Raw genomic sequence first — 26372 nt, 5'->3', positions numbered from 1 at the left:
TTAGCGTCTCGAAAGCACCGTCGACCTGTCGGCTGCCGAACCGGCCTCAGCGCATCCCCGGCGGCGGGCCGCGGTCCCGCGGGTCGTCGTCATCGTCCTCCTCTTCCAGGTCGATGCCGGCCTCCTTGCGCCGGCGAATCACCGCCTGCAGCTGCCGGTAGTAGTACAGCGTCCCCACGACGCCGATAGTGATGGCGATGGCCGACAGGCCACCGAACAGCCACAGGTCGCGGTCGAGGTAGTACCGGACGATTATCTGATCCGAGGTCACCTCGTCCCAGCGGATCACCTGCTGGCCGTCGACGGTCTCGGACTCGTAGCCGCCCGGACTGATCCGGGAGAGGAACGGAATGCCGGCCCCGGTGTTGGGCGGGAGCACGACCGTGTACGAGCCCTCCCCGCCGAGCGTCGGGGAGCCAAAGCGCTTGCCGGTCCGGCCGACCGAGTACCCGACCTTCCCGGAGACGTTGGCGGGGAAGGAGACGGTAGTCCGCTGGCGACTCTCCGAGGCGGAAAGCGAGGAGTTGGCGGCGCTCACGACGGTGCCATTGTCGTATCTGAACCGGAGTGCGCTGATGGGGACGCTTCGCTCGCGGCCGAGACCGTCGACGGTGTACACGTCGAACGACGACTCGTTTTCGACGGCGTAGACGGCGGTGTATTTCGACTCCTCGATAACGATGGTCCCGTCAGCGGACGTGTTCCAGTCGTAGCTCGCGTTCTCGTTCAGCCGCTCCGGGTCGACCTCATCGGAGCCGAAGAAGCCGGTACAGCCCGAGAGGGCGACCAGTGCGAGAACGGCGACCAACAGGAGATGGCGGCGTTTCATAGCTCGGAAGTCAGGGCACGATTGCCAGCAGCTCTGACGGCATGTACTGCCCGATGTCGGCGAGCAGCCCCGGCGGATCGGTGTCCGGGTTGCAGATGATGCTCTGTTCCAACAGACCGATGCGTTCGACCGTGACGATGTCCTGGGCGTGGCCGGCGCGGTTGACCGTCGCGCGCGCCTCGGAGCGCGTGACGCTGTTTGCGTTGATGCGGCCGTTGCCACGGGTCCACTCGTAGAGGCGGTCCTGTTCGACCTCGGCGAGGCTTGCTGGGTCGCCAGCGACGAACCGGAGCGGGAAGTGCTGGACCAGTCCGAACCGCTTGCGGATCTGGCTGGGCGTCCCCTGTCCGAGCCCGAGCTGGTCGGCCGGAATCCGGACCGTCTGTCCGAAGCCGACATCGAGGACGAACCCGTCCTCGTCCCAGCTGTCGAGAGTTCCGACGTACGTCTCGCCGTCCTCGTGGTCGGCGACCATCTCGCCGAACTCCTCGCGCAGCAGGTTCCTCGCGACCGTCTCGTCGGGGCCGTCGACGGTGACCGACGGGAACTCGTCGTCCCGCAGGCCGATGTCGTATTCTACGTCGAGGTCGCCGAGTTCGTTGCCGACCATCGAGCGCAGCCCGTCGAGCGTACGGTCCCGGGCGTCGCCGGCGACGTACACTTTTGTACCGAGAACGACCATCAGGCTTCCACGTCCACGTCAGCGTTCAGTTCGTCTCTGAGCTCCTCGATGCGGTTCTCCATCGCCGTGACGAGACGGGTGTTCTCCATCGTCTCGACCTGGTTGCCACATTCGGGGCACTCGAAGCCGAACTCCATCGCCTCCCCGAACTCGAAGCGGATACCACAGTGTTCACAGAGGTAGAACTCGTTTTCCCGCTCGTACTCGCGGCGCTCTTCGAGGCCGTCGAGCAGGCGGTGCATCTCCTCCTGGAGCTGTTCGGGAATCTTCTCGTACTGGAACGTCCAGAGGTACGTGAGCCACCCGGAGTCCTCGTCGCGGAGCCGACGGTAGGTAGCCAGATCGTTCTCGTAGAGAATAAACAGCGCTCTGCGCACGTCGTTCAGTTCGAGCCCGAGCTCCTCGGCCAGTTCCTCGTCGGTCACTTCGCCGTCCGGCGGCGCGGCGGCGACCGGCATCCCTTTCGGTCCGACCAGCTCGTGGAGGTATTTCTGTATGACGGGGTCCTCCAAGAGTTCCTCAAAAGCCATTACCCGCACATCCGGGAGTCATGTGGTTAAAACCATCGGGTCGTCCTCTCTCGAACGGACGATCAGTGGGCTGGTTACAATCGTGAACCCTGGCGCACGCACTCTCTGTCACTCGATCCGTTCGACTGCTGTCTGACAGGAAGCACAGGTCTCCTTGTCGATAGCGACAAACACGGACTCACAGGACGGACACTCGTAGAGATTTGATTCCGGTTCGTCGGCGACCGCGCCATCGCCGTCCTCGCTGTCACCGGTCGACCTGGCCCGGGCTCGCTTGTCGGCCACCGTTCTGGCCTGGGTTCCGTCGTCCGACTGTCCCTTCCCACCCGAGAGTACGTCTGACACGGAATCTTTGATTTTGTCTAACATCGTGCGTTGTTACAATATACTAGTCATTTGTATTAGTTTAACAGCTGTGATTTTATACTCGGTGACAAATGCCACCGAATCCTCCGGCGAGAACGCTGACGAGGGTCAGAGTTCGTCGAATGGCCGCGGTGACGCCTGTTCGTACTCGATCACGTCGAATCCGTCGTACGACTCACGGGATAGCTCAGTCCATTCTTCGCCCAGGTCCGGGAAGTAGCGGTCCCCCTCATTGCGCTCGTGGATACGGCTGAGGAATACCCGGCCGGCGAACGGGAGAAAGAGGTCGTACACCGCCTCGCCGCCGATAACGTAGGTGACCGGCGGCGTGTCACTCGCTCCAGCGGCGTCGCTGCCGCCCCCGAACTCTTCGGACGCGGCGGCGCGGGCGGCGGCCTCGACAGCGTCTCTGGGTGAGGTGGCGTACTCGACTGTCTCACTTTCAGCACGCCGACTTTCGTCGCTCGTCAAGACGACGGTGTAACAGTCGGACAGCGGGTCCATCGACTCGAACGTCCGGCGGCCGAGGATGACCGGATGGCCCGCGATACGGTCCTTGTACTGGCGCACGTCCTCGGGGTAGTGCCAGGGGACGCCGCCGTCAAGCCCGATGACGTTGTTTTCGTCGGCGGCAACCACGAGGACCAGTTCTGTGTTGGGTGCAGTCATTTGTAGCCAAGTGCCTCTAGTCGGTCATCGAGCGCCCCGGCAAACTGTGTGTCGGACGCGTTCTCGAACTCTGTGTAGCCGTCGAGCGGCGTCGCAATGTCCACGTCGGTGTACCGGTTGCTGTCGAAGTGATCGCGGACGACTGCCGCGTCGATGTCGCTGTCCTCGGCTGTGCCGGTCCGGCCCTGCATAAGTGACTCGTGAGCATTATCGCCCCACGCCGCCTGTTTCCGGACCTCGTCGCCGGGCCGGTCCCGATAGACGAGGCGGGCGTGCTTTGCGAACGGTGTGGCGTCCCCACAGATCCGCTCGGCTTCCTCGCGCATCGCCGGGCCGATAGGGGCCTGGGACGCGACGACGGTCCCGCTCGGCGGGACAAACGCCGGGCCGTCTGCGTGGCCCTCACTGAGCGCAATCGTGCGGACAGCGTCGGGGAACCGACGCAGCGTCGCCAGGTCGGTGACGCGATGCCCGCTGCGCTGCCCCGGTGCGCGGACGACAAGCGGGACGTGATACATCGCGTCGTGGGTCCCGATGCGGTGGCTGACGGCCGGTGGCTCCGCGGGAATCGCCGTCGGTTCGCCGAAGCCCTCGCCGTGGTCGCCGGCAAAGACGACCAGCGTGTCGTCGAGGACGCCCTGCTCGTCCAGGCCGCGAATCAGCGTCTCGAAGATGGCGTCGGCCTGCCGGACCGCGCCATCGTAAATCTGTTCGAGGATGCCGGCAAAGCCCAGCGACAGGTTCCCCGAAAGAAATTCCCAGTGCCACTTGAACCCCATCGATTCCTGAAGTTCACGGGAGCGTTCGTCGCTCCACAGGTCGTACTCCGCGAGCGGCTCGTAGGGGCGGTGAGTGTCCATCAGGTTGATGCAGGCGGCCCACTCGCTCTCACGACCCTCTATCCACTCAAGCGCCCGGTCGGCGTACCAGAAGCCGTTGGGCCAGTCGCCGAGCGAGCCGTTGGTCTCGTAGGCCGAGTCGTACTGTTCGGGGGAGCCGAGGGCCGCCTCAAACGCGCCGTCGAGCCCGGACTCGTGGTCGGTCAGGAACGGGTTGTCGGAGAACAGTGCCGTGTCGTAGCCCACCGCGGCCAGATCCTCGAAGACGGTGTGGCCGGCGTCGAGTTCGGCGGTGTGGTCGACACCGTGTTCGTGGGTCTCATAGCCCGTGAACATGCTGACGTGGCTGGGGACAGTCCAGTTGCTCGGACTGCGGGCCTGCGTGTACACCGTCGCCTCCTCGGCGAAAGCGTCGAGAAAGGGCGTCGTCGCCCGTCGATAGCCCAGGACGGAGGTGTTCCGGGCGCGGAGGCTGTCGGCGACGACGAGCAACACGTTGTGACGCGACATCTGCGCGGGAGTTAGCGCCCGGGACTAAAAGGCCCGCGGCACAACTGCGTGGGTATCATTCGTCGTCGGGGTCGACGACGTGCTTGCCGGTCTCCTGCGGGACGACCACTCTGTCGGGGTTTTCCCACTCGCGGTCGAGTTCCCGGCCCTCGAACAGGCGGTCGAGGAAGACCGCCAGTGATGCGACCTCGGAGTGGGGCTGGTTGGTGACGCCGACGTTCCAGTCGGCGTGTTCGTACACCTCGAACGGGACTTTTTCAGCGCCGACGACGACCAACAGCGGTTCCCCGGCGTGGGTCGCTTGAATGTCAGCTGCCACGTCCTGGACTGGTTCGCCGTACATCGTCAGGTGGACGACGCTGCCCTCGAAATCGCGGATGAGGCGCTTCGGTTCCTCAGTCGAGGCCACGTCGAAGGGGCCGCCGAAGCGGTCGGTGATGTCGATGACGGTGTCGGCCTGATTGCGGGCGGCGTTGGCCAGCACGACCTTATCGGCTCCGAGCGCGCGGGCGGTCAGGCCCACGTGGGTCGTCATCCGCTCGTCCCGGCCGGGCCGGTGGCCCAGTCGCAGCACCGTCACCTGCGGTGAGTCTTTCATCCGTCGCTCCGTGCCGCTTCGATGGCTGATTGAACCGGTTCGTAGGCGATTTCGCTCCACTCCACGCGCTCGTCGTTGACGAACATGGTCGGCGTCCCCTCGACGCCGCGGTCGATACCGGCCTCGCGGTCGCCGGACACTGTTGGGCGGTACAGCTCACCGGTCGCGGCCGCCCGGACCGTCTCGCCGTCAACGTCCAGCCCCTCCGTGAGGTCGGCGTAGGTGTCCGGCCCCAGTTGGTTCTGGTTCGCGAACAAGCGCTCCGAATAGGTGAAAAAGGCCTCGTCCCCGGCGTTGTCCTGCACGGCGCGTGCGGCGCTGGCGGCCTGCCAGGACACGATATCGTTAACGGGAATCGGGAAGTCGTGGAACTCGTAGCGGATGGTGCCATCAGTGAGGTACTCGTCGCGGACCTGCGGGTAGACGGACTCCGAATAGGTCGCGCAGTGTGGACAGGCGTAGTCCTCATACACTGCGACCGTCACGTCGGCCTCGGGGTCGCCCGCCACCGGCGTCGACAGGGGCTGGCCCGGGATGGGTGTCGGCGTCTCCGTTGTTCCGGTCGACTCCTCCTCTGAGCTGCCGCCGGAACAGCCGGCTATCGCGCCGAGGGCGACGGTCGTCGCGGAGAGTAAGCCGCGGCGAGTGAATCGAGTCATAGCCGACTCTCACAGGGGAAGCTATAAAACGACGTTGTCATCCGGGACGTACCTACCGACTCCACCGGAATCGGCCGCGACCACAACGTTTTTTCTCGCCTGGGAAGCATCGCAACCATGGACGTATCAGAGAAGCGAATAGTCGTCACCGGCGGGGCGGGCTTTATCGGGTCGCATCTGGTCGAACGCCTCGTGCCGGACAACGACGTAGTCGTCGTCGACAACGAATCTAACGGGCAGTCCGAGTGGGTCCACGAGGATGCCAGCTACCTCGGTGGCGACCTCACTGACCCCGATGTTGTTGCCGAAGCTATCACGAGCGACGTGGACCTCGTTGTCCATCTAGCGGCGTCGAAACTGGTCGACACGGACACGCCCCGCCGACAGTTCGAGGACAACAGCGACATCACGTACAACATCCTCGAACGGATGCAGGAAGTCGGCGTCGAAAACCTCGTGTTTACGTCGTCATCCACCGTATACGGCGAAGCGCCGCGGCCGACACCGGAGGACTACGCGCCCCTCGAACCCATCAGCGTCTACGGCGCGACGAAACTCGCCGAGGAGTCGCTCGTCTCGACGTACGCCCACAGCCACGACATCCAGTCGTGGGTGTTCCGCTTTGCCAACATCGTCGGCCCGCGCCTGCGCGGGGCGGTCATCCCCGATTTCATCGAGAAACTCACCGAGGACCCGTCGACGCTGACGATTCTCGGCGACGGCCGGCAAGAGAAGTCCTACATGCACATCTCCGAGTGTATCGACGCGATGCTGTTCGCCGTCGAACACGCCGACAAGGACCACAACGTGTTCAACCTCGGGACGCGGACGACCACCTCTGTCGACCGCATCGCCAGCATCGTTGCCGACGAAATGGACATCGACCCCGAGTACGAGTACACTGGCGGCGACCGCGGCTGGACCGGCGACGTGCCGCGGATGCGCCTCTCCGTCGACAAGCTCTCGGCGCTGGGCTGGGAGCCAGCACAGTCGAGCGACGATGCGGTGCGGCAGTCGACCCGAGAGTTGCTTGAGGAAATCTGAGCGGGAGTCAGGCCGGGTAGGTCCCGTGTAGTTCCGCTTTGCCGACCACGTGGCCGCTGGCCGCGTCATAGGCGTCGTCTTTGTCCGCGGCTGGGGAGAGGTCGAGCGTCGTGTCTAGCGCGTACAGCAGGAACCGGTAGGTGTGTTCCCGGTCGGGCGGGTTCGGGCCGCCCCAGCCCACCTCGCCGAAGTCGTTCTGGCCCTCTGTGGCCTCGTCGGGGTCCCAACCTTCGGGAACCTGGCCGATATCCGGCGGGATGTCCCAGACGACCCAGTGGTCCCACACCGTCCCGGCGGGCTCCTCGGCGTCGGGGTCGTCGACGATGAGCAGGAGCGACGACGCGTCCGACGGGACGTTCTCGATATCCAGTGGCGGATTCGTGTTCGCCGCCGAGTAGCCGTGGTCCTCGGGGATGCGCTCGCCGTCGTCGAAGGCCGGACTGGTGAGGATCAGTTCTCCCATACACTGGGATATGACAGTCAGGCACAAAAACGTCGTCCCGGCAGCCATTTGCGGCTCCGGGCCGAACCGCGGGACGTGCAGGTCGTGGGCTACCGTGCGCGGGTTGACGAACACGCCGGGCTCCTGTTAGCTACGGAGGGGAGCGTGACCACCAAGCGACTGGACCCGGGAACGGAACTTGCCTACACGCTGGGCGAGCGCCACTGCGCCGGGGCGGTCGACGGCGACCGGCATTTTCACTGCAACAACGACTCCGCGCCGTACTGTCCTGAACACACAGATATCTGGCCATGTGCGCGCTGTACCGGGGACTGCGACAAGCCCCTCGAAACCTGCGACGAGGAACACGCGGTGTATCTGGCGGCGTTCGCGCCGGATGTCAGCAAGGTGGGCGTCACCCGCTCCTGGCGACTGGAGACGCGGCTCCGCGAGCAAGGTGCCGACAGAGCGGCCCACCTCCGGACCGTCGCCGACGGCCGCATCGCCCGGCAGGTCGAGGCCGATATCGCCGCCGAACTGGGCGACCGCGTCAGAGTGCCCACGAAGGTATCTGGATTCGATCAGTCCGTCGACGCCGACTGGTGGGCGTCGCTGTGTGAGCGCTACGACCCGCTGGCGACCTACGAGTTCGAGTACGGCCTTGACTTCTCGGACCGGCCGATGGCCGAGACGCTGGCAACGGGGACCGTCCGAGGAACGAAGGGACGGGTCGCCGTCTTAGAGAACAACGGCAGCGTCTACGCCGTCGACCTCCGACAGCTCGTCGGCTACGAACTCACAGACGGCGGGACCGACCGCGATCTCCAGTCGAGCCTGGGCGCGTTCGGGTAACACTGCGGGACGAACGCTACAATTCGTGTCGGGACATGCAGAAAACATTTACTGGCGGCTGCTGCCCTCTCAGTTGTGCGACGTGAAACCCTCCTGACCGGTGGCGTGGCCGTGGTCGTCCTGGCCATGCTCATCGGTGCAACAGCGGTCCCCGGCGCGCTCTCCGAACCCTCCGAGGACGTTCGCGAGAGCTATCTCGACCTCCGCGAGACGACCATCGAGCCGGCGTCCGTCGACGGCCAGACGGTGACGCTCTCTATCGACGCCCGGCTTTCCCACCACGGCGGCCCCGCAGAGAACGTCACCGTGGAGACGCGGGCCATCGACGCGGACACCGGCCTCGTTGCGACGACGACGCGACAGACGGTCGGGGAGATCGACGGGGAACGAGAGGTATCGGTGCGGTCGAACATCACGGTCGAGCGAGCGGGCGGCTATCGGATCGACACCATTGTCTACGAGGACGGCGACCGCGTCGCGACCGGCCAGCAGTCGGTCCAGAACGTCGATGCCCTCACGCCAGCGTACGCCCGGAGTGCCGTGACCTTCCAGCGGTTCGAGAACGCCGGTGTCCCGCTCGACTCCATCGCCTACCGGATCGACGGGGTTTCGGACAACCGGACGACGCTGAACGTCTCGGTGTACGTCACGAACGCCGGCAACACCCCGTCTGAGGACCTTTCGCTCCGCCTTCGGGCGCGGCAGGCAGACTCGAACGTCATCGCCGACGAGTCGACCGTGCGGGTCGGTCAGATTCGTCCCGGGCGGACAGAAACCATCAGAACCCAACTGACGGTGCCTGACGACTACAACTACTGGCTCGACGGCATGCTGCTTTCGGACGGCGTCATCGTCGGAACGGAGAGCGCCCCGGCGAACCTCCATCCGACGGATCGCCTCCAGGCGAACGAAACCAGGCAGGAAGTCGGCTTCCAGTCCAGCGACTTCGAGCAGGACCGGCCGCAGGAACAGGGCATGGACGAACCACAGCAGACCTCGGCCGATGGCCCCGGATTCACGGCACTGATCGGCCTGCTTGCGGTCCTCGCAAGCGCCCTCCTCATCGCACGGAGACAGACCAATGAGTGACACCGCAAACACCGACACAGTGGCACAGGACATCGACGCGGAGACCGGCGGGGCTGTCGACGAGGCCGATGGTGACGAGGCCGACGACAACGGGCCGGCGATAGCGGTCTACGCGCAATGGGCAGTGTTCGCCATCCTCACTCTCGTGGCGCTTATCGCGACACTGCAGTTCTACTTCTCCGCGTCCTCGGCAATCGATACGTTCGTCACCGACAGGTACCGTCCGCTGTTCAGCGCCGCGTTCAATCTCGCGGTGGTGCTCGTCTGTGGGCTCGGCCTCTCGGTGCTGGTCCGGCGACTCGCCTGAGGCTGTCTATATCAGGTACCCACAGTCGGCGTTTCAGTAACCCGAGGTTTCAGGGACGTGTCAGCCATACGTCGAGAGGTACCTGCATGACCCGACGACAGTCGACGCGGCGACGGTTTCTGGTGAGTTGCAGCGCCATCGCTGGCGCTGGTCTGGCCGGCTGTACCGGCGGTGAGGAACCGACCGAAACCGACCAGACGCCGACACCCACCGCTGACAGCGATGGTGGTGCCGAACCGACGACAACAGCGACCGAGGAGCCGACGGCGACAGACACCGAGACGGCGACGCCGGACCAGGCGGCCGTCGAGACGCTGGTCTCGGTCGGCGGCGACCGCGTGCCCGAGAACATGGCGCTCGGTCCCGACGGCGGGCTGTACTTCGGCATCACCGCCGGCGAAGTTCGGCGTGTCCCCGCAGACCAGACCGGAGACACTGGGCTCTCCCTCGACGACACGGAGCAGGTCGCCACCCTCCCGGGCGCTATCGGCGTCGAAACGGCCCCGGACGGAACGGTGTACGTCGCCGTCGCCACGCAGGACGACCAGGCGGGCGTCTGGGAAGTGCCGCCCGACGGCGAAGCGGCACAGCTCGTCGGGATCAGCGGGTTCCCGAACGACATCTACTACGACGCCGACCGTGAGCGTCTCCTTGTAACCGAGTCCCGGAACGGCGTGGTCTACGCGGTCACGACCGACGGCGAGCGGTCGACCTGGCTGGACGACGACCGCCTGGACACGGAGAGTTTCGGCGCGAACGGCATCACCCGCGGCGGCGACGATGATATTTACGTTGCGGTGACGCGTGCGCCCGAAGAAACTGGCCGACTGCTCCGCGTTCCGGTCGAATCGGACGGCACTGCTGGCGAGGCGTCGCTGTTCTTCGAGGGCAGTGCGATCTTCGGTGCCGACGGGATCACCAGTCGGGACGGCGACATCTACGTCGCGGCCAACAGCCAGAATCGCGTCGTCCGGGTGACTGCGGACGGAACCACGGACGTGATCGCGACTGGAGACGACGGGCTGGTGTTTCCGTCGGATGTCCTCTTTGGAACCGGCGACCAGCGCCAGTCGCTATTTATCTGCAACTTCGCAAACCAGTCCCCCGAAGACGGCGCGATTCTCCGGACTAGCGTCTCCCAGTGACCGACCGCTTGTCGGGATCCACAGCGGGCTGTTCCCGGACGACAACCCTTTTCAGCGGCCCAACCAAACCCGAGCGTATGGCAGACGATGAACCTGAAGACGCTGAGGAATCGGCGGACGCGACCGAAGAGGGCGGCGAGGAGAAGTCCTTCCGCGAGCGGGTCGAAGAGATCCGACAGCAGCGCGCCGAAGAGCGCGAAGAAGGCGAGGGCGACGGCGAGGAGATGAGCCGCGAGGAGCGCATGGAAGAGATGATGGGCGGTGGCGGCGGTCCCGGCGGGATGGGCGGGGGCAACCCCTTCGCACAGATGATGGGCGGCATGATGGGCGGCGGCCCGGGCGGTCCCGGTCCGGGTGGCCCCGGCGGCATGGGCGGCGGCCCGCCAGGACAGCCCGAGGAATCAGGCGGTAGCGACAACGAGGAACTCACCCGCGAGATGCGAAAGCTCCGGGACGAAGTCCACGACGTGCGACGGTCGCTCGACCGCATCGCCGACGCGCTCGAAGACTAACGGCGTCGGTCCGCCGACGTTCTCAGTGCGCTACCGTTTCGAGTAGCGCAGCACGTTCTAACCGTGTTCGCTCAACCCGAACAGTGGTGCGCTAATTGAATACCCGTAATTGCTACGTATCGGTAAACGAGACGCCGGTGATCTCGAACCGCGCGCCGCCGTCGGTGCTGTCGCCGACGCTGATCTCCCAGCCGTGTGCCTCGACGACCTGCTCGACGATACTCAGCCCGAACCCGGTCCCTGCCGCACCTGTCGAGTAGCCGGCTTCAAACACCGCCTCCCGGTCCTCCTCGGGGATGCCGAGGCCGTCGTCTGCGACGTAGAACCCGTCGTCTAACGCCCCCACGGTGACGGTCACGTCCGCGCCGCCGTGCTCGACAGCGTTCCGAACGAGGTTCTCGAACAACTGCTTCAGGCGGCTCTCGCTGGCCAGGACGGTCCGGTCGATGTCGGTGACGAGCGTGGCATCGGCCGTTTCGACGGTCGTCCAGCAACTTTCTACGAGCGACGCGAGCGCGACCGGTTCGCGGTCGGCTACGGCCTCGCCGTCCCGGGCCAGTGTAAGCAGGTCCGTTATCAGCGTGTCCATCCGCTCGTGTGCCCGCTCGATGGCCGCCAGATGTTCGCTCTCGTGTTCCTCGCGTGCCAGTTCCAGTCGTCCCCGTGCGATATTCAGCGGGTTCCGGAGATCGTGAGAGACGACACTCGTGAACTCTTCGAGCCGTTCGTTTTGCTGTCTGAGTTCCCGTTCGTGGTCGCGGAGCCGTTCGGTCCCTTCCACCTGAGTGAGCGCGCTGGTGAGGTTCCCAGCCAGAAGCTCCCCAAGGATAACGTCTTTCTGGTCGAACGCCGCGGCTGTTCCCGAGCCGGCCAACAGGATTCCGTATCCGCCAAGCGGGAGATACAGTTCGCTTTCGATTGGCGTGTCCGGATTGTAGACATCCGGGTCGGCGTGGACATCATCGACGGCGAGCGCCTCGCCGGACTCGAAGACGCGCCACGCAATGCTGTCCCCGGGCGTGAAGGTCGGGAGATCGTCTAGCAGGCCGTAGATCCCGTCGGCGGCGGCGACCGGTTCGAGAGTCCGTTCGTCCTCGTCGTAGAAGTGAATCGTGTTCGCTTCGAGCCCCAACACGGTGCGGGCCGTCTCGACGCCGATCTCGGCGACCTCTTTGCGCGTGTCGGCCTGAAGCAGGTCCTGCAACGACTCGCTGAGGGCTGCGAGGCGGCGCTCGTGTTCCTTCCGCTCGGTGATATCCTGCTGGAACCCGACGTAGTTGATGACCGTTCCGTCGTCGTCCCGGACGGGGGCGATAGACACCTGATTCCAGAACATGGTTCCGTCCTTCCGGTAGTTCTGGAGTTCCACCGACACGGGTTCCTCCGCGTCGATTGCCCGCCGGATCGCGTCGACCGGCTCGGGGTCCGTCGCTTCGCCCTGCAGGAACCGACAGTTCCGGCCCAGTACTTCCGACTCCGTGTAGCCGGTCATCTCCAGAAACTGCCTGTTCACGTAGATGAGGGAGTTATCTTCCCCTCTGGTAGTAATCGAGATACCGACCGGGGCCTCGTCGATTGCGCGTTTGATCCGGGAAAGCTCCTGTTCGTCTTCCTGGCGGTCGGAGATATCTCGCACCGTACAGACCAGTTCTCCCTGGTCGGTCAGCGCGAGTACGTGGTCCTCGGTGAACGTGCTCCCGTCAGCACGGAGGCCAGTCGTCGTCCCGGTCCAGTACCCGGTTTCCTCGACAGTCGGGACGATCTCCTCGTAAATGCGCGGGATGTCCTCCTCCTGATACAGGAGTTCCCAGTGTTGGCCGATCATCTCGTCCGGTTCGTAGCCGTAGAGGTCCGCGTACGCTTCGTTGACAAAGATGAACTGCCCGTCTTCGTCAAGGATGCTGATCCCCTCCTTTGCGCTCTCGATGGCATGGAGGTGGCGGTTACGCTCGCGTTTGACTCGCTGGGACTCCACCGCGTTCGTGATTCTGTTTGCCAGCACCGTGTACTGGTCGGTACCGCTCTCTTTCTGTAGATAGTCAGTGACGCCGGCCGAAATCGCGTCGCTGGCGATTTCCTCGGAGCCTTTGCCGGTGTAGAGAATGAACGGGAGCGTGTCGGACTCCTCACGGACGGCTTCGAGAAACTGGATGCCGTTCCGGTCGGGCATGTCGTAGTCGGAGACGACACAGTCGATGTCGCTGTGTGCCAGGATGTCCAGCCCCGCTGTGGCACTCGTCGCTGTCTGCACGACGAACCGGTCGTCCTCGCGCTCGAGAAACGACGCCGTCATCTCGGCGAACCCTGGCTCGTCGTCGACGTGGAGAATGTGAATCGGATCAGGGGTCGTTGTCATAACTATGCCCGTTACTCCCGCATCACAGGTGGGTGACTTAATAGATTACCCTCAAACGCGTAAACCGGCCTCTCGTCGCCGTTGGTGAGTGGTACCTGCGTTCGCTCGAATCGCATTAATTATGTATAGTTGACAGTTTCGGCGTGATCCTGTTTCACGTAGCTACCCCTGGCCGACCATATCGTCCTCGTCGTCCCACTCCTGCTCGCGGAGTTCGTACTTCTGGACTTTCCCGGTCGCTGTCGTGGGCAATTCCTCGACGAACTCCACGCGGCGAACGACTTTGTAGGTTGCCAGTTGCTCTCGGGTGAAGTTCCGGAGGTCCTCGGCCGTCACGCCCGGGTTGTCTGGATCACCTGAGTTCGGGACGACGAAGGCTTTCGGCGTCTCGCCCCACTCGTCGCTTGGCGCGGGGATAACCGCGACATCGCTGACAGCGTCGTGTTCGTAGAGCGTGTCCTCCAGTTCGATGCTGGAGATGTTTTCACCGCCGGAGATGATGATGTCCTTCTTGCGGTCGCGGATGGCGATCATGCCGTCCTCGTCGACCGTCGCCAGGTCGCCCATGTGGTAGTAGCCCTCGACGCGGTCCGAGAAGGCCTCTTCCGTTTGTTCGGGCTTGTTCCAGTAGCGGTCCATTACCTGATTACCGCGGACGACAACCTCGCCCAGCGTCTCGTCGTCGTGGGGCACGTCGTTGCCGTCCTCGTCCACGACCCGGACTTCCGTTCCGAGGTAGCCGATGCCCTGGCGCTTCTTGACGCTGAAACGGGCGTCGCTGCCGTCCTCGAAGAACCGCCGGGCATCGGAGGTCGTGATGAGCGGACCGGTCTCGGTTGCGCCGTAGACGTGTTTCAGATACCAGCCGAAGTCGTCTTCGACGGTACGGATGACGGCCTCCGGCGGCGCGCTGCCGGCCGTTGCGATGCGCACGTCGTTTGCTCCTGTCGTCTCGATGTCGCCGTCGTGGTCCGCGTAGCGGTCCGCGAGGATGTTCAACACTGTCGGCGCGCCACAGAGATAGGACACGTCCTCGGTCCTGATGGCGTCGAAGATGCCCGCCGCGTCGACGCCGCGGGTACAGACGTGCTTCGCGCCCATCCCCGTCACGGAGAAGATGTGGCCCCAGCCGTTGACGTGGAACATCGGCAGCGTCCAGAGGTACACGTCGTCGTCCGAGATCTCCTGATGGAGCGCGACGACGTAGGCGTGTAGCGTCTCGGTCCGGTTGGTCCGACAGACGCCCTTCGGGTCGCCGGTGGTGCCGGAGGTGTAGTTGATGGTGATGAGGTCGTCCTCGGCCATCTCGGGGCGCTCGTAGTCGGTGCCGGCCGCCTCGATAATCTCATCAAAGGATTCCCAGTCGCCCTCGACGGCGTCCGTGTCGTTGGTCACGAAAATCTCCGTCGGCACCTCGTCACGGACAGCCTCGATTTTCTCTGCGTACTCGTAGTCCGCGTAAACGGCATCGACTTCGGCGTCCGAGAGAATATACTGGAAGTCGTCCGGAACCAGCCGGTAGTTCAGTGGCGTGTGAACCGCGCCCAGTTGCATAGACCCGTAGGCCGCTTCGAGGTGGTAGTGCGTGTTCGGGTCCAGCACGGCCACCCGGTCCCCCTTCTCGATGCCGCGAGCGGCCAGCGCCGCCGAGAAGCCGTCGGCTCGCTCCCCGAACTCGCTGTACGTGAACCGCTCCCCAGTCGTGGCAACGATGGCCTCCTCATCCCCGTAGTATTCCCGCGCACGGTCGAGAAAATCCGTGGTAAGCAGTGGCTTGTGCATCCCAGACTACCGTATGGTTAATTATGATATAGTGGTTGTGATACACCCCCGCTATTGCTGTCACGTGTACCGTTCATATTTGGGGAGCCTGCCGAACCACAGTCGCTTTGGGGATAGCGTCCCCAGTTTTCGCCAATGAGTACAGCGACGGCAGACGTGTCGAAGCGGCGGGCGTGGCTGATGGCTGCGCGGCCACAGACCCTGCCCGCCGGAGCCGCGCCGGTCATCGTGGGGATGGGGCTGGCGGTCCACGCCGGCGTTTTCGCCCCGTTGCCGGCGGTGGCGGCGCTGGTGGGGGCGCTGCTGATTCAGGTCGGAACGAACTTCGCGAACGACTACTACGACGCGGTGAAGGGGGCCGACACGAATGAACGCGAGGGGTTCACCCGTGTGACCGCTGGCGGTCTCATCGACGCCGAGGAGGTCAAGCGGGCGATGATACTGACCTACGGGCTGGCCGTCGTCGTCGGCAGCTACCTCGTCGCGGTGGGTGGACTCCCCATCGTTATCGTCGGCCTCTCGGGTATCGCCGCCGGCATTCTCTACACCGGCGGCCCGTTCCCCTACGGCTACCGCGGCCTCGGTGACCTGTTCGTGTTCGTCTACTTCGGCCTCGTCGCGGTCACCGGGACGTACTACGTGCAGGCCGTTGCGAGCGCCGGTGATATCGGCACGTTCCCGATGGGGCTGCCGCCGGGGTCGGTTACTGCTGCCGCCATCACGGCGAGTCTCCCCGCCGCCGGTCTGTCAACGGCGATTCTGGTCGTCAACAACATCCGGGACCGCGAGACGGACCGCGCCGCCGGCAAGAAGACGCTGGCCGTCTATCTGGGCTACGGGTGGAGTCGGGTCGAGTTCCTCCTGATGGTCGGGATGGCCTACGTCGTCCCGGTCGTGTTCGCCCTCGACAGCCAGTACGGGCTGCCCGCGCTCGCGCCGCTGCTCACACTGCCGCTGGCGGCGACGGTCTCAAAAACAGTGCTCACGCGCACCGACGGCGAGGCGCTGAACCCGACGCTCGAACGGGTCGGACAGACGCTGTTCGCCCATTCGGTCCTGTTCGCGCTGGGACTCGCCGCCCCGCAGTTACTATGAGGGTCGAACCGTTTTCCCTGCCGCTGTCCAGCCCCCTATCCACCGCTCGCGGGACTATCAGCGACCGCTCGGGGTTCGTCGTCCGCTACGACCACCGCAGCGAAACCGGCGTCGGCGAAGCGACGCCACTCCCGGGCTGGACGGAATCGGTCGACGACTGCCGGCGTGGACTCGACGACGCTGCCACTGTCGCAGCCGACGGCGGGCACACGGACGTTCTCCTCTCGCTCGATGCCGCCTCGGTCCCCGCCGCTCGCCACGGCTTCGCAACCGCGCTGCTGGACGCCGACGCCAAAGCCGACGGCGTGCCGCTGTACCAGTGGTTCGATTCCGACAGGCAGTGCGACCGCGTTCCGGTCAACGCAACGGTCGGCGACGGGTCACCGACTGAAACAGCTGACGCGGTCGAGCGGGCGGTCGAGGCCGGCTACGACTGCTGTAAGCTCAAGGTCGGGAAACGGACCGTCGATGAGGACGTGGCGCGCGTTCGGACCGTCCGCGAGCGCGTGGGCGAGGACGTGACCCTTCGCGCCGACGCTAACGGCGCGTGGTCCCACGAGGAGGCCACGGAGGCCTTCGACCGACTTGCCCCGCTGGACGTTGCTTACGTCGAGCAGCCGCTCCCGGCGGACGACCTGGCTGGCCACGCTTCGATCCGGGGCAACGGCGTCGGCGTCGCGCTCGACGAATCGCTCATCAACCGCCGCGTCGATAGCGTGCTCGACGCCGACGCGGCCGACGTGCTGATACTGAAACCGATGGTGCTGGGCGGGCCGGGCAACGCCCACACGCTGGCGTTGCGGGCCCGCGAGCAGGGCGTCGAGCCGGTCGTCACGACGACCATCGACGCCGTCGTCGCCCGCCTCGCGGCGCTACACGTCGCGGCCGCGGTTCCCGACATCGGGGCCTGCGGCCTGGCGACCGGGGACCGACTCGCTGCCGACCTCGCACCGGACCCGACCACAATCACAGATGGCGCGATGTTGGTCCCGCAAGAAACCGGCCTCGGCCTGGACCCGGCGGAGGTGGGGCCGGATGCGTGACCCCGTCGAGTGGCCGACCAAAGACCTCGTAACCCACCGCGCCGACGCCACGCCCGACCGGACGGCGATGGTTGCGGCGGACTCGGGGAACGCGGTCACCTACCGGGAACTCGACGCCGCTGTCGATGCAGTGGCTGCTGCGCTCGACCAGCGAATCGACAGCACGGATGCCACCGTTGCGACGCTTCTGCCGACGCGACCGGCAGTGGGCACGCTCCTGTTCGCGGCGATGCGACTGGGCGCGACGCTTGCGCCGCTGAACATCGAACTGGATACGGAGACACTCCGAGCGCAACTCTCGACGGTCGACGCTGACCTGCTGGTCTGCGGGGACGGCACTGCTTCGCTGGCCGCCGAAACGGCCGATTGTCCGGTCGTCTCCGTCGATGAAGGTTTGTCTGGGGCGGCAGCGACAGACCACGGGCCTGCGGACGTATCGGCCGACGTGACCCCGGCGACCCTCTCCCGGACGGACACCCAACTCGTCATCTTCACCTCGGGGACCACGAGCGAGCCGAAGGGCGTTCGACTGACAGTCGGCAATCTCGTCGCCAGCGCCGTCGCGTCCTCGTACCGGCTGGGCGTCCTCCCGGATGACCGCTGGCTGGTCTGTCTGCCGACCTACCACATGGGCGGCCTGGCCCCGTTCGTCCGGAGCGCGCTGTACGGCACCGCCGTCGTTGTCCAGGGCTCCTTCGACGCCGACGCGACACAGCAGGTCATCACAGAGCACGGGGTGACGGGCGTCTCGCTCGTCCCGACGATGCTCTCGCGGCTGCTTGAGGCGGGCTGGGAGCCGCCGGCCTCGCTCCGGTTCGTCCTGCTGGGCGGCGGCCCGGCCAGTGAGTCGCTCATCGAGCGCTCCCAAGCACGCGGCGTCCCTGTCTATCCGACCTACGGGATGACCGAAACCGCTTCGCAGATTGCGACGGCCCGACCAGAGACGGCGTTCGAGCACTCCGGTACCGTCGGCCAACCGCTCGTATTCACCGACGTGACGGTCGTCGCGGACGGGGAGGTCGGTGGCCCCGGCGACCGTGGCGAGATAATCGTCGACGGTCCCACGGTGACGCCGGGCTACCTGAACGGCGAGGGGGAGGCGTTCGGCGACCACGGGTTCCGGACCGGCGACATCGGCTACCGGGACGCGGATGGCCGCCTCTGGGTCGAGGGCCGGGTCGACGACCAGATCGTGACCGGCGGGGAGAACGTCGACGCGAGCACGGTCGCCGCAGCGATCCAGGCCCATCCCGCGGTCGAGGATGCGGCCGTCGTGGGCCTCTCCGACGACGAGTGGGGCCAGCGCGTCGCCGCGCTGGTCGTCGGGGACGTGACGCCCGCGGCCGTCCGCGAGCACTGCGCCGACCGCCTCGCTGCCTACGAGGTCCCGAAGACGATTCAGGTGGCCGAGGCGCTCCCGCGGACGGCTTCGGGGACTGTTGACCGGACCGCCGTCCGGTCGCGGCTCTCCGATGGCGATGAGTCAAACGGCTCAAGCCAGTAGCCCGCGGTCACGGCCAAGCGGTTTTCTACGTCCGCGGCGTACGGTGTACCGTGTGTACTATCGTCCTCGCGTGGCAGGTGTTCGACGGCACGCCGGTCGTAGTCGCGGCGAACCGCGACGAGCGACTCGATAGGCCGTCACAGCCGCCACAACAGCGCCACTGGGGAAGTCGCGTCGTTGCGCCGGCCGACGAGGAGGCCGACGGGACGTGGATCGGGTACAACGAACACGGCCTGCTGGCGGCGGTGACGAACCGCTGGGTCGACGCCGACCTGGCCGGTGACCGCTCGCGCGGCCTGCTCGTCCGGGACGCCCTGAGTCACGAGAGCGCGGAGTCCGCCGCCCGCGCCGTCGAACAGGCGACCAGAGAGGCCGAGTACGAGGGGTTCAATCTCCTGCTGGCCGACGAGACCGCCGCTGTCCTGCTGGAGTGGGACGGCCAGCTGGCAGTCCGGAACTTCCAGCCCGGGGTCCACGTGGTCGTCAACGTCGGCGCGGACGGCGACTACCGGATTCCCGCCCAGCGGCCCGACACCGGCGAGGAGCAGGCCACCAACGCGACGCGGCTGCACGAGGCGCTCGCTCCAGAGCCCGCCGAATCCGTCGACGAGTGGGTCGACCGCGCGGGCGAGACGATCAGCGACCACGAGTACGGCGTCTGCGTCCACGGCGATGGCTTCGGCACGCGGTCGTCGTCGCTCATCACGCTCGGTTCCGACAAGACGTATCGGTACGCGGACGGGCCGCCCTGCCGGACCCCCTACCGCCCGGTCGAAGGTCAGATTTAAGCGGCCGACTCACGGTATGCATAACACATGAGTTCAGCAGCCTCGGAGGCGGACCTTTCTGACGGCGAGCGGGCCGGGCTCGAACTGATTCGAGAGTCCGGCGGCATCCACCAGAGCGACTTCTGGAAGGAACTCGATGTCTCCTCCCGCAAGGGGAGTCGCATCGTCGAGTCGCTCTTCGAGAAGGGCCTCATCCAGCGCGAGGAGACGGTGTACGAGGGCCACAACACGTATTATCTCACGCCGGCGGCCCGCGACCTCGATTTCTCGCTTCTGATGGCCGGTGACCAGCTCTCGCCGTTTATCGGCGACGAAGAGGTCGACCCCCACGACGACACCTTCTCGCAGTGGGTCATGACCCTCGCGTACGAGGACTGAGCGCGCGGTTTTCCGTTCCAGTGGCTCAGTAGTGCCAGGGCACGTCGTCGAAGTCCGGGTCGCGCCCTTCGTTGAACGCGTCCCGACCCTCCTGGGCCTCGTCGGTCATGTACGCCAGCCGCGTCGCCTCGCCGGAGAACACCTGCTGGCCGACCATCCCGTCGGAGTCGAGGTTGAACGCGTACTTCAGCATCCGCATCGCCGTCGGCGACTTCTCGTTCATCCGTCCGGCCCACTCGATGGCGGTGTCCTCCAGTTCTTCGTGCGGGACGACTTCGTTGACCATCCCCATGTCCGCGGCTTCCGCGGCGTCGTAGGTCTTGCCGAGGAAGAACACCTCGCGGGCCTTCTTCTGGCCGACCTGGCGTGCGAGATACGCCGAGCCGAAGCCGCCGTCGAAGCTCCCCACGTCGGGGTCCGTCTGGAGGAACTTCGCGTGCTCCTCGCTGGCGAGCGTGAGATCACAGACGACGTGCAGCGAGTGGCCGCCGCCGACGGCCCACCCCGGCACGACGGCGACGACGGGCTTGGGAATGTGTCGGATCTGGCGCTGGACTTCGAGGATGTGCAGCCGGCCGACGTTCTCGGGCGCGTCGTCGGCCACGCCGTCGTTCGTCTCTCGCGGGTCGCTTTGCTCCCCGCTCGCTGTGTCCGAGTCGTCTGGCGACTCGCGGTATTCGTAACCACTTTCGCCCCGAATGCTCTGGTCCCCGCCGGAACAGAAGGCCCAGCCGCCGTCTTTCGGTGACGGCCCGTTCCCGGTGATGAGGACACAGCCCACGTCGGTCTGTCGCTTGGCGTGGTCCAGCGCCGTCGCGAGTTCGTCGACCGTTTCCGGCCGGAATGCGTTGCGCTTCTCCGGCCGGTCGAAGCCGATACGGACCGCACCCGTGTCGGTCGAGCGGTGATAGGTGATGTCGGTAAAGTCGAACCGGTCGATGGCCGCCCATCGCTCCGGGTCGAATAGCTCAGAGACCATACCGTGGCTCGGGACGGCCCTCGCAAAAAGATTCCTCGTCTCATTTGAGAGCAAACGCTTTGGTTGCGCGCACGAGAACGGGCTAGCGATGCCCTCCACACCGAACAGAAAGGCGGCCGTGGGGATACTTGCGGGTCTCTCCGTGGCTATCATCCTGTACAGCCTGCTTATCGTCCAGCAGATTCTCCTGGGGCTGATTGTGGCCGTGGTCCCCTGGTTCCTGTATCTGGTCGTGCGATTCGTCTTCATTCTCGAACGCATTGCGACGGCGCTGGAACGGATCGCCACGGCACGCGCTCAGGAGTCGGAATCGGGCGGGGTTGGACCCGACGGGGACTATCAGCGACCGTCGGAGTCCTACGAACGCGCCACAGAGGCCGAAGGGGGCGTCGAGAACGAGTGAGAGAGCGCGGTAGCTGGCAGTTGGCGTCGGCCGCTCGCTGGCAGGTGCTACGCTCGGCATGACGGAGACGTTCTACGAGCTACTGGGCGTTTCAACCGACGCTTCGACGGCGGCCATCGAGGCGGCCTATCGAGAACAACTGAAGGAGACCCACCCGGACGTGAGCGATTCGGCCGACGCCGGTGAGGCCACACAGCGGCTCATCGAGGCCCGCGACGTGCTCACCGACGAGGGCGAGCGGGCGCGATACGACCGGCTGGGACACGAGGCGTACGTCGCGGGCAAGACCGACGGAGCCGACGGCGGCAGCGACGTGGCCGAAGCGGCGCGACGGGCGGGCTACGGGTCCGAATCGGCCACTGACCAGACCGAACCGAGCGCGGACCAAGGTACGTCTCGGACCAGCGCCCGGGAGCGGGCACGGCGCGAACGGGCGGCCAGCGACCGCGTCGCGGAGGACGAACACGGAGGTTCGACCGCCGAACCCGGTGACGCACAAACGGACGATTCATCCGACGAGGCGACAGACGAGACGGCGACCGCGACGGAGACCGACGACGCCTGGGACCCCGGGACTACTGCGACGAGTGGCTTCAGCGGGGTCGGCGGTGGTGGCACGGCCTGGAATTCGTCATCCTCGTACTCCGTCCGCCAGACCGACGCCGTCGCACGCGGGTCGCTTCTGGAGATGCCGACGGGTCGGGAGCTGACGCTGTTTGCCATCACCTTCGCCCTCTACCCGGTGATGCTGTTCAGCGCCTTGCTCCCGGCGTTCCCGCTGTGGGTCAACGCGACAATCGGACTCTGTACCCTCTTCATGGTCGGCTACCTCCAGTCCGAGCCAACGATTGCGATCATGGTGTTCGGAAGCTGGAGCCTGACGACGACCGTGCTGTTGCTCACGTTGAACATCAGCGCGTTCTCGCTCATCGGGGCGCTCGCGTTGTCGGGAACCTGGCTCCCGTTCGGGCTCTCGCTGTTGACGGCGTCAGTGTTGCGGCTCTGAAACCCGAGAATCAGTCGTCAGCGAGGGTCGCTGCAACGTGGTCAGCCAACTGTTCTCGGACCGCGTGGCTGTCGCCCGCGTCGAACTGGACCTCGATGACCTGCGTCCCGTCTCTCTGGACCGACTCGCCGAACCGCTCGCGGAACTGCCGGCGGTCGGTCGCCCGCTCGAACTCCAGCGCGTAGAGCGCTTCTGTCGGCTCGAAATCCAGCCCGTGTGGCGTCCGGAACTGGTCCTCGAAGGTGGGGTGGTCCTCGATGGGGAGCATGTGGAAGATGCCGCCGCCGTCGTTGTTGATGAGGACGACCGTCGCGTCTACGTTACAGCGACCGAGCGCGAGCAGGCCGTTCATGTCGTGGTAGTACGCCAGGTCGCCGGTGACGAGCACGAGCGGGTCCGTTGTCGCGCTGCCGGCCCCGAGCGCCGTCGACGTGATGCCGTCGATCCCGCTGGCTCCGCGGTTGCCCAGCACGGACAGGTCGGCGTCCCGTGGCCGGCCGAAGCGGTCCATGTCCCGTATCGGCATGCTGTTGGAGACGAACAGCGTGGCCGGGTCCGGAGCGAGCGTCGTCACGTCCGCGAGGACGCCGCCTTCCCAGTACGAGTCCGTGACGAACTCCTCGACTGCGTCCCAGTGGACGCGTTCTGCCGTGGCGAACCGTTCGCGCCACGTCTCCGCGGCGCTGTCCATGTCCTCGTCGGCCAGTGCGCTCGCGGTCGCGTCGGGGTCGGCAACGAGCAGGTCCGTCGCCGTGAACTCGGCTTCCGGCCAGCCGCCGGTCGAGTCGACGACGAACTGCCGGCAGTCGGCGTCCCGGAGGTACTGTCGGAGCGGCTTCGAGGTCGGCGACGCGCCGAAGCGGACGACGACGTCGGGGTCGCCCCACTCGCTGACGCCGTCGCTGCCGAGATAGCCGTCGTAGCCGCCACAGACCGGCACGTCGAGGCGGTCCACGTGCGGGCCGAACCGCAGGTCCGACAGCGGGTCCGCGAGGACGGGGAAGCCGGTCGCCGACGCGAGCCGTTCCAGCGAGTCGGCACCGAGTCCCTGGTCGGCCGGCCCGGCGACGATGAGGCCCCGTTCGGCGGTTCGGATTGCGTTCTGCACACGGCGCACCGTCACTTCGTCCGGTGTGGCAACGCCCGCGCTCGTCGTGACGAACGGGCCGTCGCGGCCGGTTTCGGCCGCGTCGTCGCCGCCCGCCCAGTCGTCGGGGACGCCGGCCGGGTCGTCCTCGGGTACCGGCGTCGGTTCCAGGGGCTTCCGGAACCGACAGTTCAGGTGGACTGGTCCGGGATCGCTGCCGGTACTCTCTGCGAGTGCGCGGGCCGCCGTGGTGCGTAGCATCCGGACCTTTCGAGGTTCGGCCTCGGGTTCGGGCATGTCACGATACCAGCGCACGGCGTCGCCGTACAGCTTCTCCTGGTCGACGGTCTGGTTCGCCCCGCTGTCGATGAGTTCGGGTGGGCGGTCCGCTGTCAGCAACAGCAGCGGGACGCCCGACTGGTTCGCTTCGATGACCGCCGGGTGGTAGTTCGCCGCGGCGGTGCCGGAAGTACAGACCAGCGGCGTCGGCTCGCCGGTCCGGCGGGCTCGACCCAGTGCGAAAAACGCCGCCGACCGCTCGTCGAGATGCGAGAACACTTTGATGTCGGGATGCTCGGCGAAAGCGACCGTCAGCGGCGTCGAGCGACTCCCCGGCGAGAGACACACCGCGTCGACGCCGCCTGCGGCGAGTTCGGACACGAGCGTCTCCGCCCACAGCGTGTTGACGTTGGGGGCAGTCATTCCAGTTCGTCCAGTATCGGGCGGTATTTGAGCTGGACCTCGTCCCACTCGCGGTCGGGGTCGCTGTCCGCGACGATACCCGCGCCCGCGAACAGGGTAGCCTCGCGCTCCGTGGCGACGGCCGAGCGGATGCCGACGGCGAAGGTCCCGTTACCGGCGGCGTCGACCCACCCGATGGGGGCGGCGTACCAGCCGCGGTCGAACGCCTCCGTCTCGCGGATGGTCCGCAGCGCCGCGTCCGGCGGCAACCCGCCGACGGCCGGCGTCGGGTGCAGCGCTTCGACCAGCGAGAGGACGTGTTCGTCGTCGTCGAGTTCGGCCGTTATCGACGTGCGGAGGTGCTGGACCGTGGCGAGTCGGCGGATGGTCCGCTCGCCGATGCGGACCGTCGAGGCAAACGGTTCAAGCTGGTCGCGTATCGCGTCGGCGACGAGCTTCTGCTCGTGGCGGTCCTTCTCGCTGTCGAGGAGTTCGGCGGCGAGCCACTCGTCCTCGGCGGGCGTGTCGCCCCGGCCCGTCGAGCCGGCCAGGGCCTCCGTGCGGACGGTTCGCCCGTGGACCGAGACCAGCCGCTCGGGCGTGGCCCCGAAGAAGGTGCCGCCAGACTCCGGCGACAGCATGAACCGATAGCAGTCCGGGTACGTCCGGGAGAGCCGCGCCATCACATTCGGGACCGATAGGTCAGTCTCTAGCGCGACCTTCAGACTCTGGGCGAGGACGACCTTCTGGAGATCCCCGCGGTCGACACTGGAGAGGGCGGCAGACACCTGATCGCGCCAGCCGTTCTGTGTCGGCGTTCGCTCCCGGTGTGAGATCCCCGGCGGTGGCCCGGGATTGCACTTGGAGTGGTCTGCCAACCGGGCCTGCCATTCGTCGAGCAGTGTCTCCGCCTCCGCGGCGGCTTCGGGTCCAGTCGCGGTCGCTGTGAGCCAGGCGTCGTCGTCCCTGACGGTGACCTGTATTTCGGGGAGGAAAAACGCCGCGCCGGGAAACCCGTCCCACGGGGAGTCGGCCCCCTCGTGGTTCCCGTTGTGGAAGGCAAACCCGCCGAATGCGCGCGGTCGGGCGACGCTCGGCAGGCCGTCGGGGACCGAACAGTCCTCGAACAGCGCCTCGACCGCCGCCTGCACGTCGCTGAACCGCGACTGCCCGCCGGCAGTCACGGTCGCCGCGCTCCCGCGGGCCGCGATTGACTCTGTCCCGGCCGCCCAGAAGAACCGGGGGCGGGCGTCCGTTTCGAGGACCGCCCGCATCGGTGCGTCGTCGAGGCGACACCCGCGTGCGACGACCGTTGTCTCACCAACCGTCGTCCCGTCACCACGCAGTGGTTCCATCAGCCATGCCTTAGGATTGCGCACCTTTGAGCCTAACTATACGCTCGATTCCGGACGACTGAGTCTGTCGGACCGTCGTCGTGTTGTCGCCAATTCCGGACCAGCGTAGGCGGCAGTTTGGACTGGCTACCAGGGATTCTCTTTCGAGGAAATTAATCTCCCAGTTCCCAAACCTCGTCTCTGCGTTCTACAATTGTAATTCTGCAATCTGCGAACACACCCCCGTCAAGTTTAAATAGGGCATAGTCGAAGCCCCCTATGTTGCGATGCCTAAGGTAGAGATCAATATCCCGGAACACCTGGAGATGCAGATCGCGCAGCTCGTCGAAAAAGGCGAGTTCCTCAACCGCGAGGAAGCAATCGAAGATCTCCTATCGACCGGGCTCAAGGCGTACAAAACCTCCGGACCACAGGACGAAGACGAGGAGCCAGGGTTCGAAGAAGACGGCATGATGGGTCACGACGACGAGTACGTCTTCTGAAAATACAGGCGTGAGAGTCTGGTATCCCTTCTCAAGCAATTCTTATGCAGGAGCCACCACATAGTCGTAGCCATGCACAAAGACGAGCTTCTCGAACTACATGAGCAGATGGTGACGATTATGGAGTACTTCCGCGACGACATGGACTCGGTCGACCCGTCGCTGTTTGACGCCTACCAGGAACTCGACGTGCGCCCCTCGGACGTACACAAGTCAAAGAGCGAGCACAAACACGCCGTGTTCGTACTCGGGAACTCCCTGGCGACGGCGATGAGCGAAGACGAGTTCTCGGACGCGGGCCGGGTCAGCAAGCGGATGCAGGAACTGGCCGAGGACGCCGAGCGGAAACTGTAGGCGACG

At 65.8% G+C, this 26372-nt stretch carries 29 protein-coding genes; 15 read left to right on the top strand and 14 right to left on the bottom strand.

The window, feature by feature from the left end; all coding sequences use genetic code 11:
* Positions 1 to 46: 46 nt before the first annotated feature.
* From NDI54_RS09185 to NDI54_RS09150, 8 genes are all read right to left on the bottom strand, one after another.
* Positions 47 to 829: a DUF5803 family protein gene (locus NDI54_RS09185; RefSeq protein WP_310896148.1), complete on the bottom strand. Its 783-nt coding sequence runs from the start codon at positions 827 to 829 to the stop codon at positions 47 to 49.
* Between the two features lie 10 nt (positions 830 to 839).
* Positions 840 to 1511, bottom strand: a complete 672-nt coding sequence (locus NDI54_RS09180; protein WP_310896147.1) for a DUF2110 family protein — start codon at positions 1509 to 1511, stop codon at positions 840 to 842.
* On the bottom strand, positions 1511 to 2041 hold the full coding sequence (tfe, locus tag NDI54_RS09175; RefSeq protein ID WP_004592762.1) for a transcription factor E: 531 nt from the start codon (positions 2039 to 2041) through the stop codon (positions 1511 to 1513). Before tfe ends, NDI54_RS09180 begins: the two co-directional genes overlap by 1 nt.
* 108 nt (positions 2042 to 2149) lie before the next feature.
* Positions 2150 to 2410: a hypothetical protein gene (locus NDI54_RS09170; protein ID WP_310896146.1), complete on the bottom strand. Its 261-nt coding sequence runs from the start codon at positions 2408 to 2410 to the stop codon at positions 2150 to 2152.
* A 105-nt stretch (positions 2411 to 2515) separates the two neighbouring features.
* Complete coding sequence (locus NDI54_RS09165; RefSeq protein WP_310896145.1) at positions 2516 to 3076, bottom strand: dihydrofolate reductase; 561 nt, start codon at positions 3074 to 3076, stop codon at positions 2516 to 2518.
* Positions 3073 to 4425 (bottom strand): sulfatase, encoded by a 1353-nt coding sequence (locus NDI54_RS09160; protein WP_310896144.1) that lies wholly within the window; start codon positions 4423 to 4425, stop codon positions 3073 to 3075. Before NDI54_RS09160 ends, NDI54_RS09165 begins: the two co-directional genes overlap by 4 nt.
* Before the next feature lie 55 nt (positions 4426 to 4480).
* On the bottom strand, positions 4481 to 5023 hold the full coding sequence (locus NDI54_RS09155; protein ID WP_310896143.1) for a tRNA (cytidine(56)-2'-O)-methyltransferase: 543 nt from the start codon (positions 5021 to 5023) through the stop codon (positions 4481 to 4483).
* Entirely contained in the window at positions 5020 to 5682 is a 663-nt protein-coding gene (locus tag NDI54_RS09150) for a DsbA family protein (RefSeq protein WP_310896142.1), read from the bottom strand. The genes NDI54_RS09155 and NDI54_RS09150 overlap by 4 nt, the downstream gene beginning before the upstream one ends.
* A gap of 117 nt (positions 5683 to 5799) precedes the next feature.
* On the opposite strand from NDI54_RS09150, the gene NDI54_RS09145 reads away from it, so the two are divergent.
* Positions 5800 to 6726: an NAD-dependent epimerase/dehydratase family protein gene (locus tag NDI54_RS09145; RefSeq protein WP_310896141.1), complete on the top strand. Its 927-nt coding sequence runs from the start codon at positions 5800 to 5802 to the stop codon at positions 6724 to 6726.
* Positions 6727 to 6733: 7 nt separating this feature from the next.
* Here the strand turns inward: NDI54_RS09145 and NDI54_RS09140 are convergent, their stop codons facing one another.
* Positions 6734 to 7189: a YbhB/YbcL family Raf kinase inhibitor-like protein gene (locus NDI54_RS09140; protein WP_310896140.1), complete on the bottom strand. Its 456-nt coding sequence runs from the start codon at positions 7187 to 7189 to the stop codon at positions 6734 to 6736.
* A gap of 48 nt (positions 7190 to 7237) precedes the next feature.
* Here NDI54_RS09140 and NDI54_RS09135 point away from each other — a divergent pair, with 48 nt between their 5' ends.
* The 5 genes from NDI54_RS09135 to NDI54_RS09115 all read left to right on the top strand — a co-directional run bounded on the left by NDI54_RS09135 (position 7238) and on the right by NDI54_RS09115 (position 11073).
* Positions 7238 to 8020 (top strand): DUF2797 domain-containing protein, encoded by a 783-nt coding sequence (locus NDI54_RS09135; RefSeq protein ID WP_310896139.1) that lies wholly within the window; start codon positions 7238 to 7240, stop codon positions 8018 to 8020.
* Positions 8021 to 8095: 75 nt separating this feature from the next.
* Positions 8096 to 9109 carry a DUF7490 domain-containing protein gene (locus tag NDI54_RS09130; RefSeq protein WP_310896138.1) on the top strand — a complete coding sequence of 338 codons (1014 nt, stop codon included), beginning with the start codon at positions 8096 to 8098 and terminating at the stop codon, positions 9107 to 9109.
* Positions 9102 to 9416 carry a hypothetical protein gene (locus tag NDI54_RS09125; protein WP_310896137.1) on the top strand — a complete coding sequence of 105 codons (315 nt, stop codon included), beginning with the start codon at positions 9102 to 9104 and terminating at the stop codon, positions 9414 to 9416. Before NDI54_RS09130 ends, NDI54_RS09125 begins: the two co-directional genes overlap by 8 nt.
* 86 nt (positions 9417 to 9502) lie before the next feature.
* Positions 9503 to 10561: an SMP-30/gluconolactonase/LRE family protein gene (locus tag NDI54_RS09120; protein WP_310896136.1), complete on the top strand. Its 1059-nt coding sequence runs from the start codon at positions 9503 to 9505 to the stop codon at positions 10559 to 10561.
* Positions 10562 to 10638: 77 nt separating this feature from the next.
* A complete protein-coding gene (locus NDI54_RS09115; protein ID WP_310896135.1) occupies positions 10639 to 11073 on the top strand; it encodes a hypothetical protein in 435 nt (144 codons plus the stop codon).
* Between the two features lie 112 nt (positions 11074 to 11185).
* Here the strand turns inward: NDI54_RS09115 and NDI54_RS09110 are convergent, their stop codons facing one another.
* Complete coding sequence (locus NDI54_RS09110) at positions 11186 to 13429, bottom strand: hybrid sensor histidine kinase/response regulator (RefSeq protein WP_310896134.1); 2244 nt, start codon at positions 13427 to 13429, stop codon at positions 11186 to 11188.
* Positions 13430 to 13591: 162 nt separating this feature from the next.
* On the bottom strand, positions 13592 to 15211 hold the full coding sequence (locus NDI54_RS09105) for a long-chain-fatty-acid--CoA ligase (protein WP_310896133.1): 1620 nt from the start codon (positions 15209 to 15211) through the stop codon (positions 13592 to 13594).
* A gap of 135 nt (positions 15212 to 15346) precedes the next feature.
* Between NDI54_RS09105 and NDI54_RS09100 the strand changes: the two genes are divergently transcribed.
* The 5 genes from NDI54_RS09100 to NDI54_RS09080 are packed head-to-tail and all read left to right on the top strand — an operon-like array spanning position 15347 to position 20019.
* Positions 15347 to 16306 (top strand): 1,4-dihydroxy-2-naphthoate polyprenyltransferase, encoded by a 960-nt coding sequence (locus tag NDI54_RS09100; protein ID WP_310896132.1) that lies wholly within the window; start codon positions 15347 to 15349, stop codon positions 16304 to 16306.
* The gene (locus NDI54_RS09095; protein WP_310896131.1) at positions 16303 to 17349 is read left to right on the top strand and encodes a mandelate racemase/muconate lactonizing enzyme family protein; all 1047 of its coding nucleotides are present in this window, start codon (positions 16303 to 16305) and stop codon (positions 17347 to 17349) included. Before NDI54_RS09100 ends, NDI54_RS09095 begins: the two co-directional genes overlap by 4 nt.
* The gene (locus NDI54_RS09090; protein ID WP_310896130.1) at positions 17342 to 18853 is read left to right on the top strand and encodes an AMP-binding protein; all 1512 of its coding nucleotides are present in this window, start codon (positions 17342 to 17344) and stop codon (positions 18851 to 18853) included. Before NDI54_RS09095 ends, NDI54_RS09090 begins: the two co-directional genes overlap by 8 nt.
* 50 nt (positions 18854 to 18903) lie before the next feature.
* Entirely contained in the window at positions 18904 to 19641 is a 738-nt protein-coding gene (locus NDI54_RS09085) for an NRDE family protein (RefSeq protein ID WP_310896129.1), read from the top strand.
* Positions 19642 to 19668: 27 nt separating this feature from the next.
* Positions 19669 to 20019, top strand: coding sequence for a helix-turn-helix transcriptional regulator (locus NDI54_RS09080; protein WP_310896128.1), 351 nt, complete (start codon positions 19669 to 19671; stop codon positions 20017 to 20019).
* 25 nt (positions 20020 to 20044) lie between these two features.
* Here NDI54_RS09080 and NDI54_RS09075 read toward each other — a convergent pair whose 3' ends face one another.
* Positions 20045 to 20998, bottom strand: coding sequence for a 1,4-dihydroxy-2-naphthoyl-CoA synthase (locus NDI54_RS09075; RefSeq protein ID WP_310896127.1), 954 nt, complete (start codon positions 20996 to 20998; stop codon positions 20045 to 20047).
* A gap of 88 nt (positions 20999 to 21086) precedes the next feature.
* Here NDI54_RS09075 and NDI54_RS09070 point away from each other — a divergent pair, with 88 nt between their 5' ends.
* Positions 21087 to 21401: a hypothetical protein gene (locus tag NDI54_RS09070; protein ID WP_310896126.1), complete on the top strand. Its 315-nt coding sequence runs from the start codon at positions 21087 to 21089 to the stop codon at positions 21399 to 21401.
* A gap of 58 nt (positions 21402 to 21459) precedes the next feature.
* Positions 21460 to 22407 carry a J domain-containing protein gene (locus NDI54_RS09065; RefSeq protein WP_310896125.1) on the top strand — a complete coding sequence of 316 codons (948 nt, stop codon included), beginning with the start codon at positions 21460 to 21462 and terminating at the stop codon, positions 22405 to 22407.
* 10 nt (positions 22408 to 22417) lie between these two features.
* Here NDI54_RS09065 and menD read toward each other — a convergent pair whose 3' ends face one another.
* Together menD and NDI54_RS09055 are read right to left on the bottom strand one after the other, a co-directional pair.
* On the bottom strand, positions 22418 to 24196 hold the full coding sequence (gene menD, locus NDI54_RS09060; RefSeq protein ID WP_310896124.1) for a 2-succinyl-5-enolpyruvyl-6-hydroxy-3-cyclohexene-1-carboxylic-acid synthase: 1779 nt from the start codon (positions 24194 to 24196) through the stop codon (positions 22418 to 22420).
* Positions 24193 to 25530, bottom strand: coding sequence for an isochorismate synthase (locus NDI54_RS09055; protein WP_310896123.1), 1338 nt, complete (start codon positions 25528 to 25530; stop codon positions 24193 to 24195). Before NDI54_RS09055 ends, menD begins: the two co-directional genes overlap by 4 nt.
* Before the next feature lie 266 nt (positions 25531 to 25796).
* Here NDI54_RS09055 and NDI54_RS09050 point away from each other — a divergent pair, with 266 nt between their 5' ends.
* Positions 25797 to 26012, top strand: coding sequence for a ribbon-helix-helix domain-containing protein (locus tag NDI54_RS09050; RefSeq protein WP_004517946.1), 216 nt, complete (start codon positions 25797 to 25799; stop codon positions 26010 to 26012).
* A 72-nt stretch (positions 26013 to 26084) separates the two neighbouring features.
* The gene (locus NDI54_RS09045; protein WP_310896122.1) at positions 26085 to 26366 is read left to right on the top strand and encodes a UPF0058 family protein; all 282 of its coding nucleotides are present in this window, start codon (positions 26085 to 26087) and stop codon (positions 26364 to 26366) included.
* Positions 26367 to 26372 lie beyond the last annotated feature (6 nt).

Origin of the sequence: Haloarcula terrestris (genome assembly GCF_031624315.1) — an archaeon.
GTDB classification, from domain to species: domain Archaea; phylum Halobacteriota; class Halobacteria; order Halobacteriales; family Haloarculaceae; genus Haloarcula; species Haloarcula terrestris.
The sequence above is the reverse complement of the archived record's forward strand: the minus strand, read 5'-3'. Positions and strand labels throughout refer to the sequence as shown.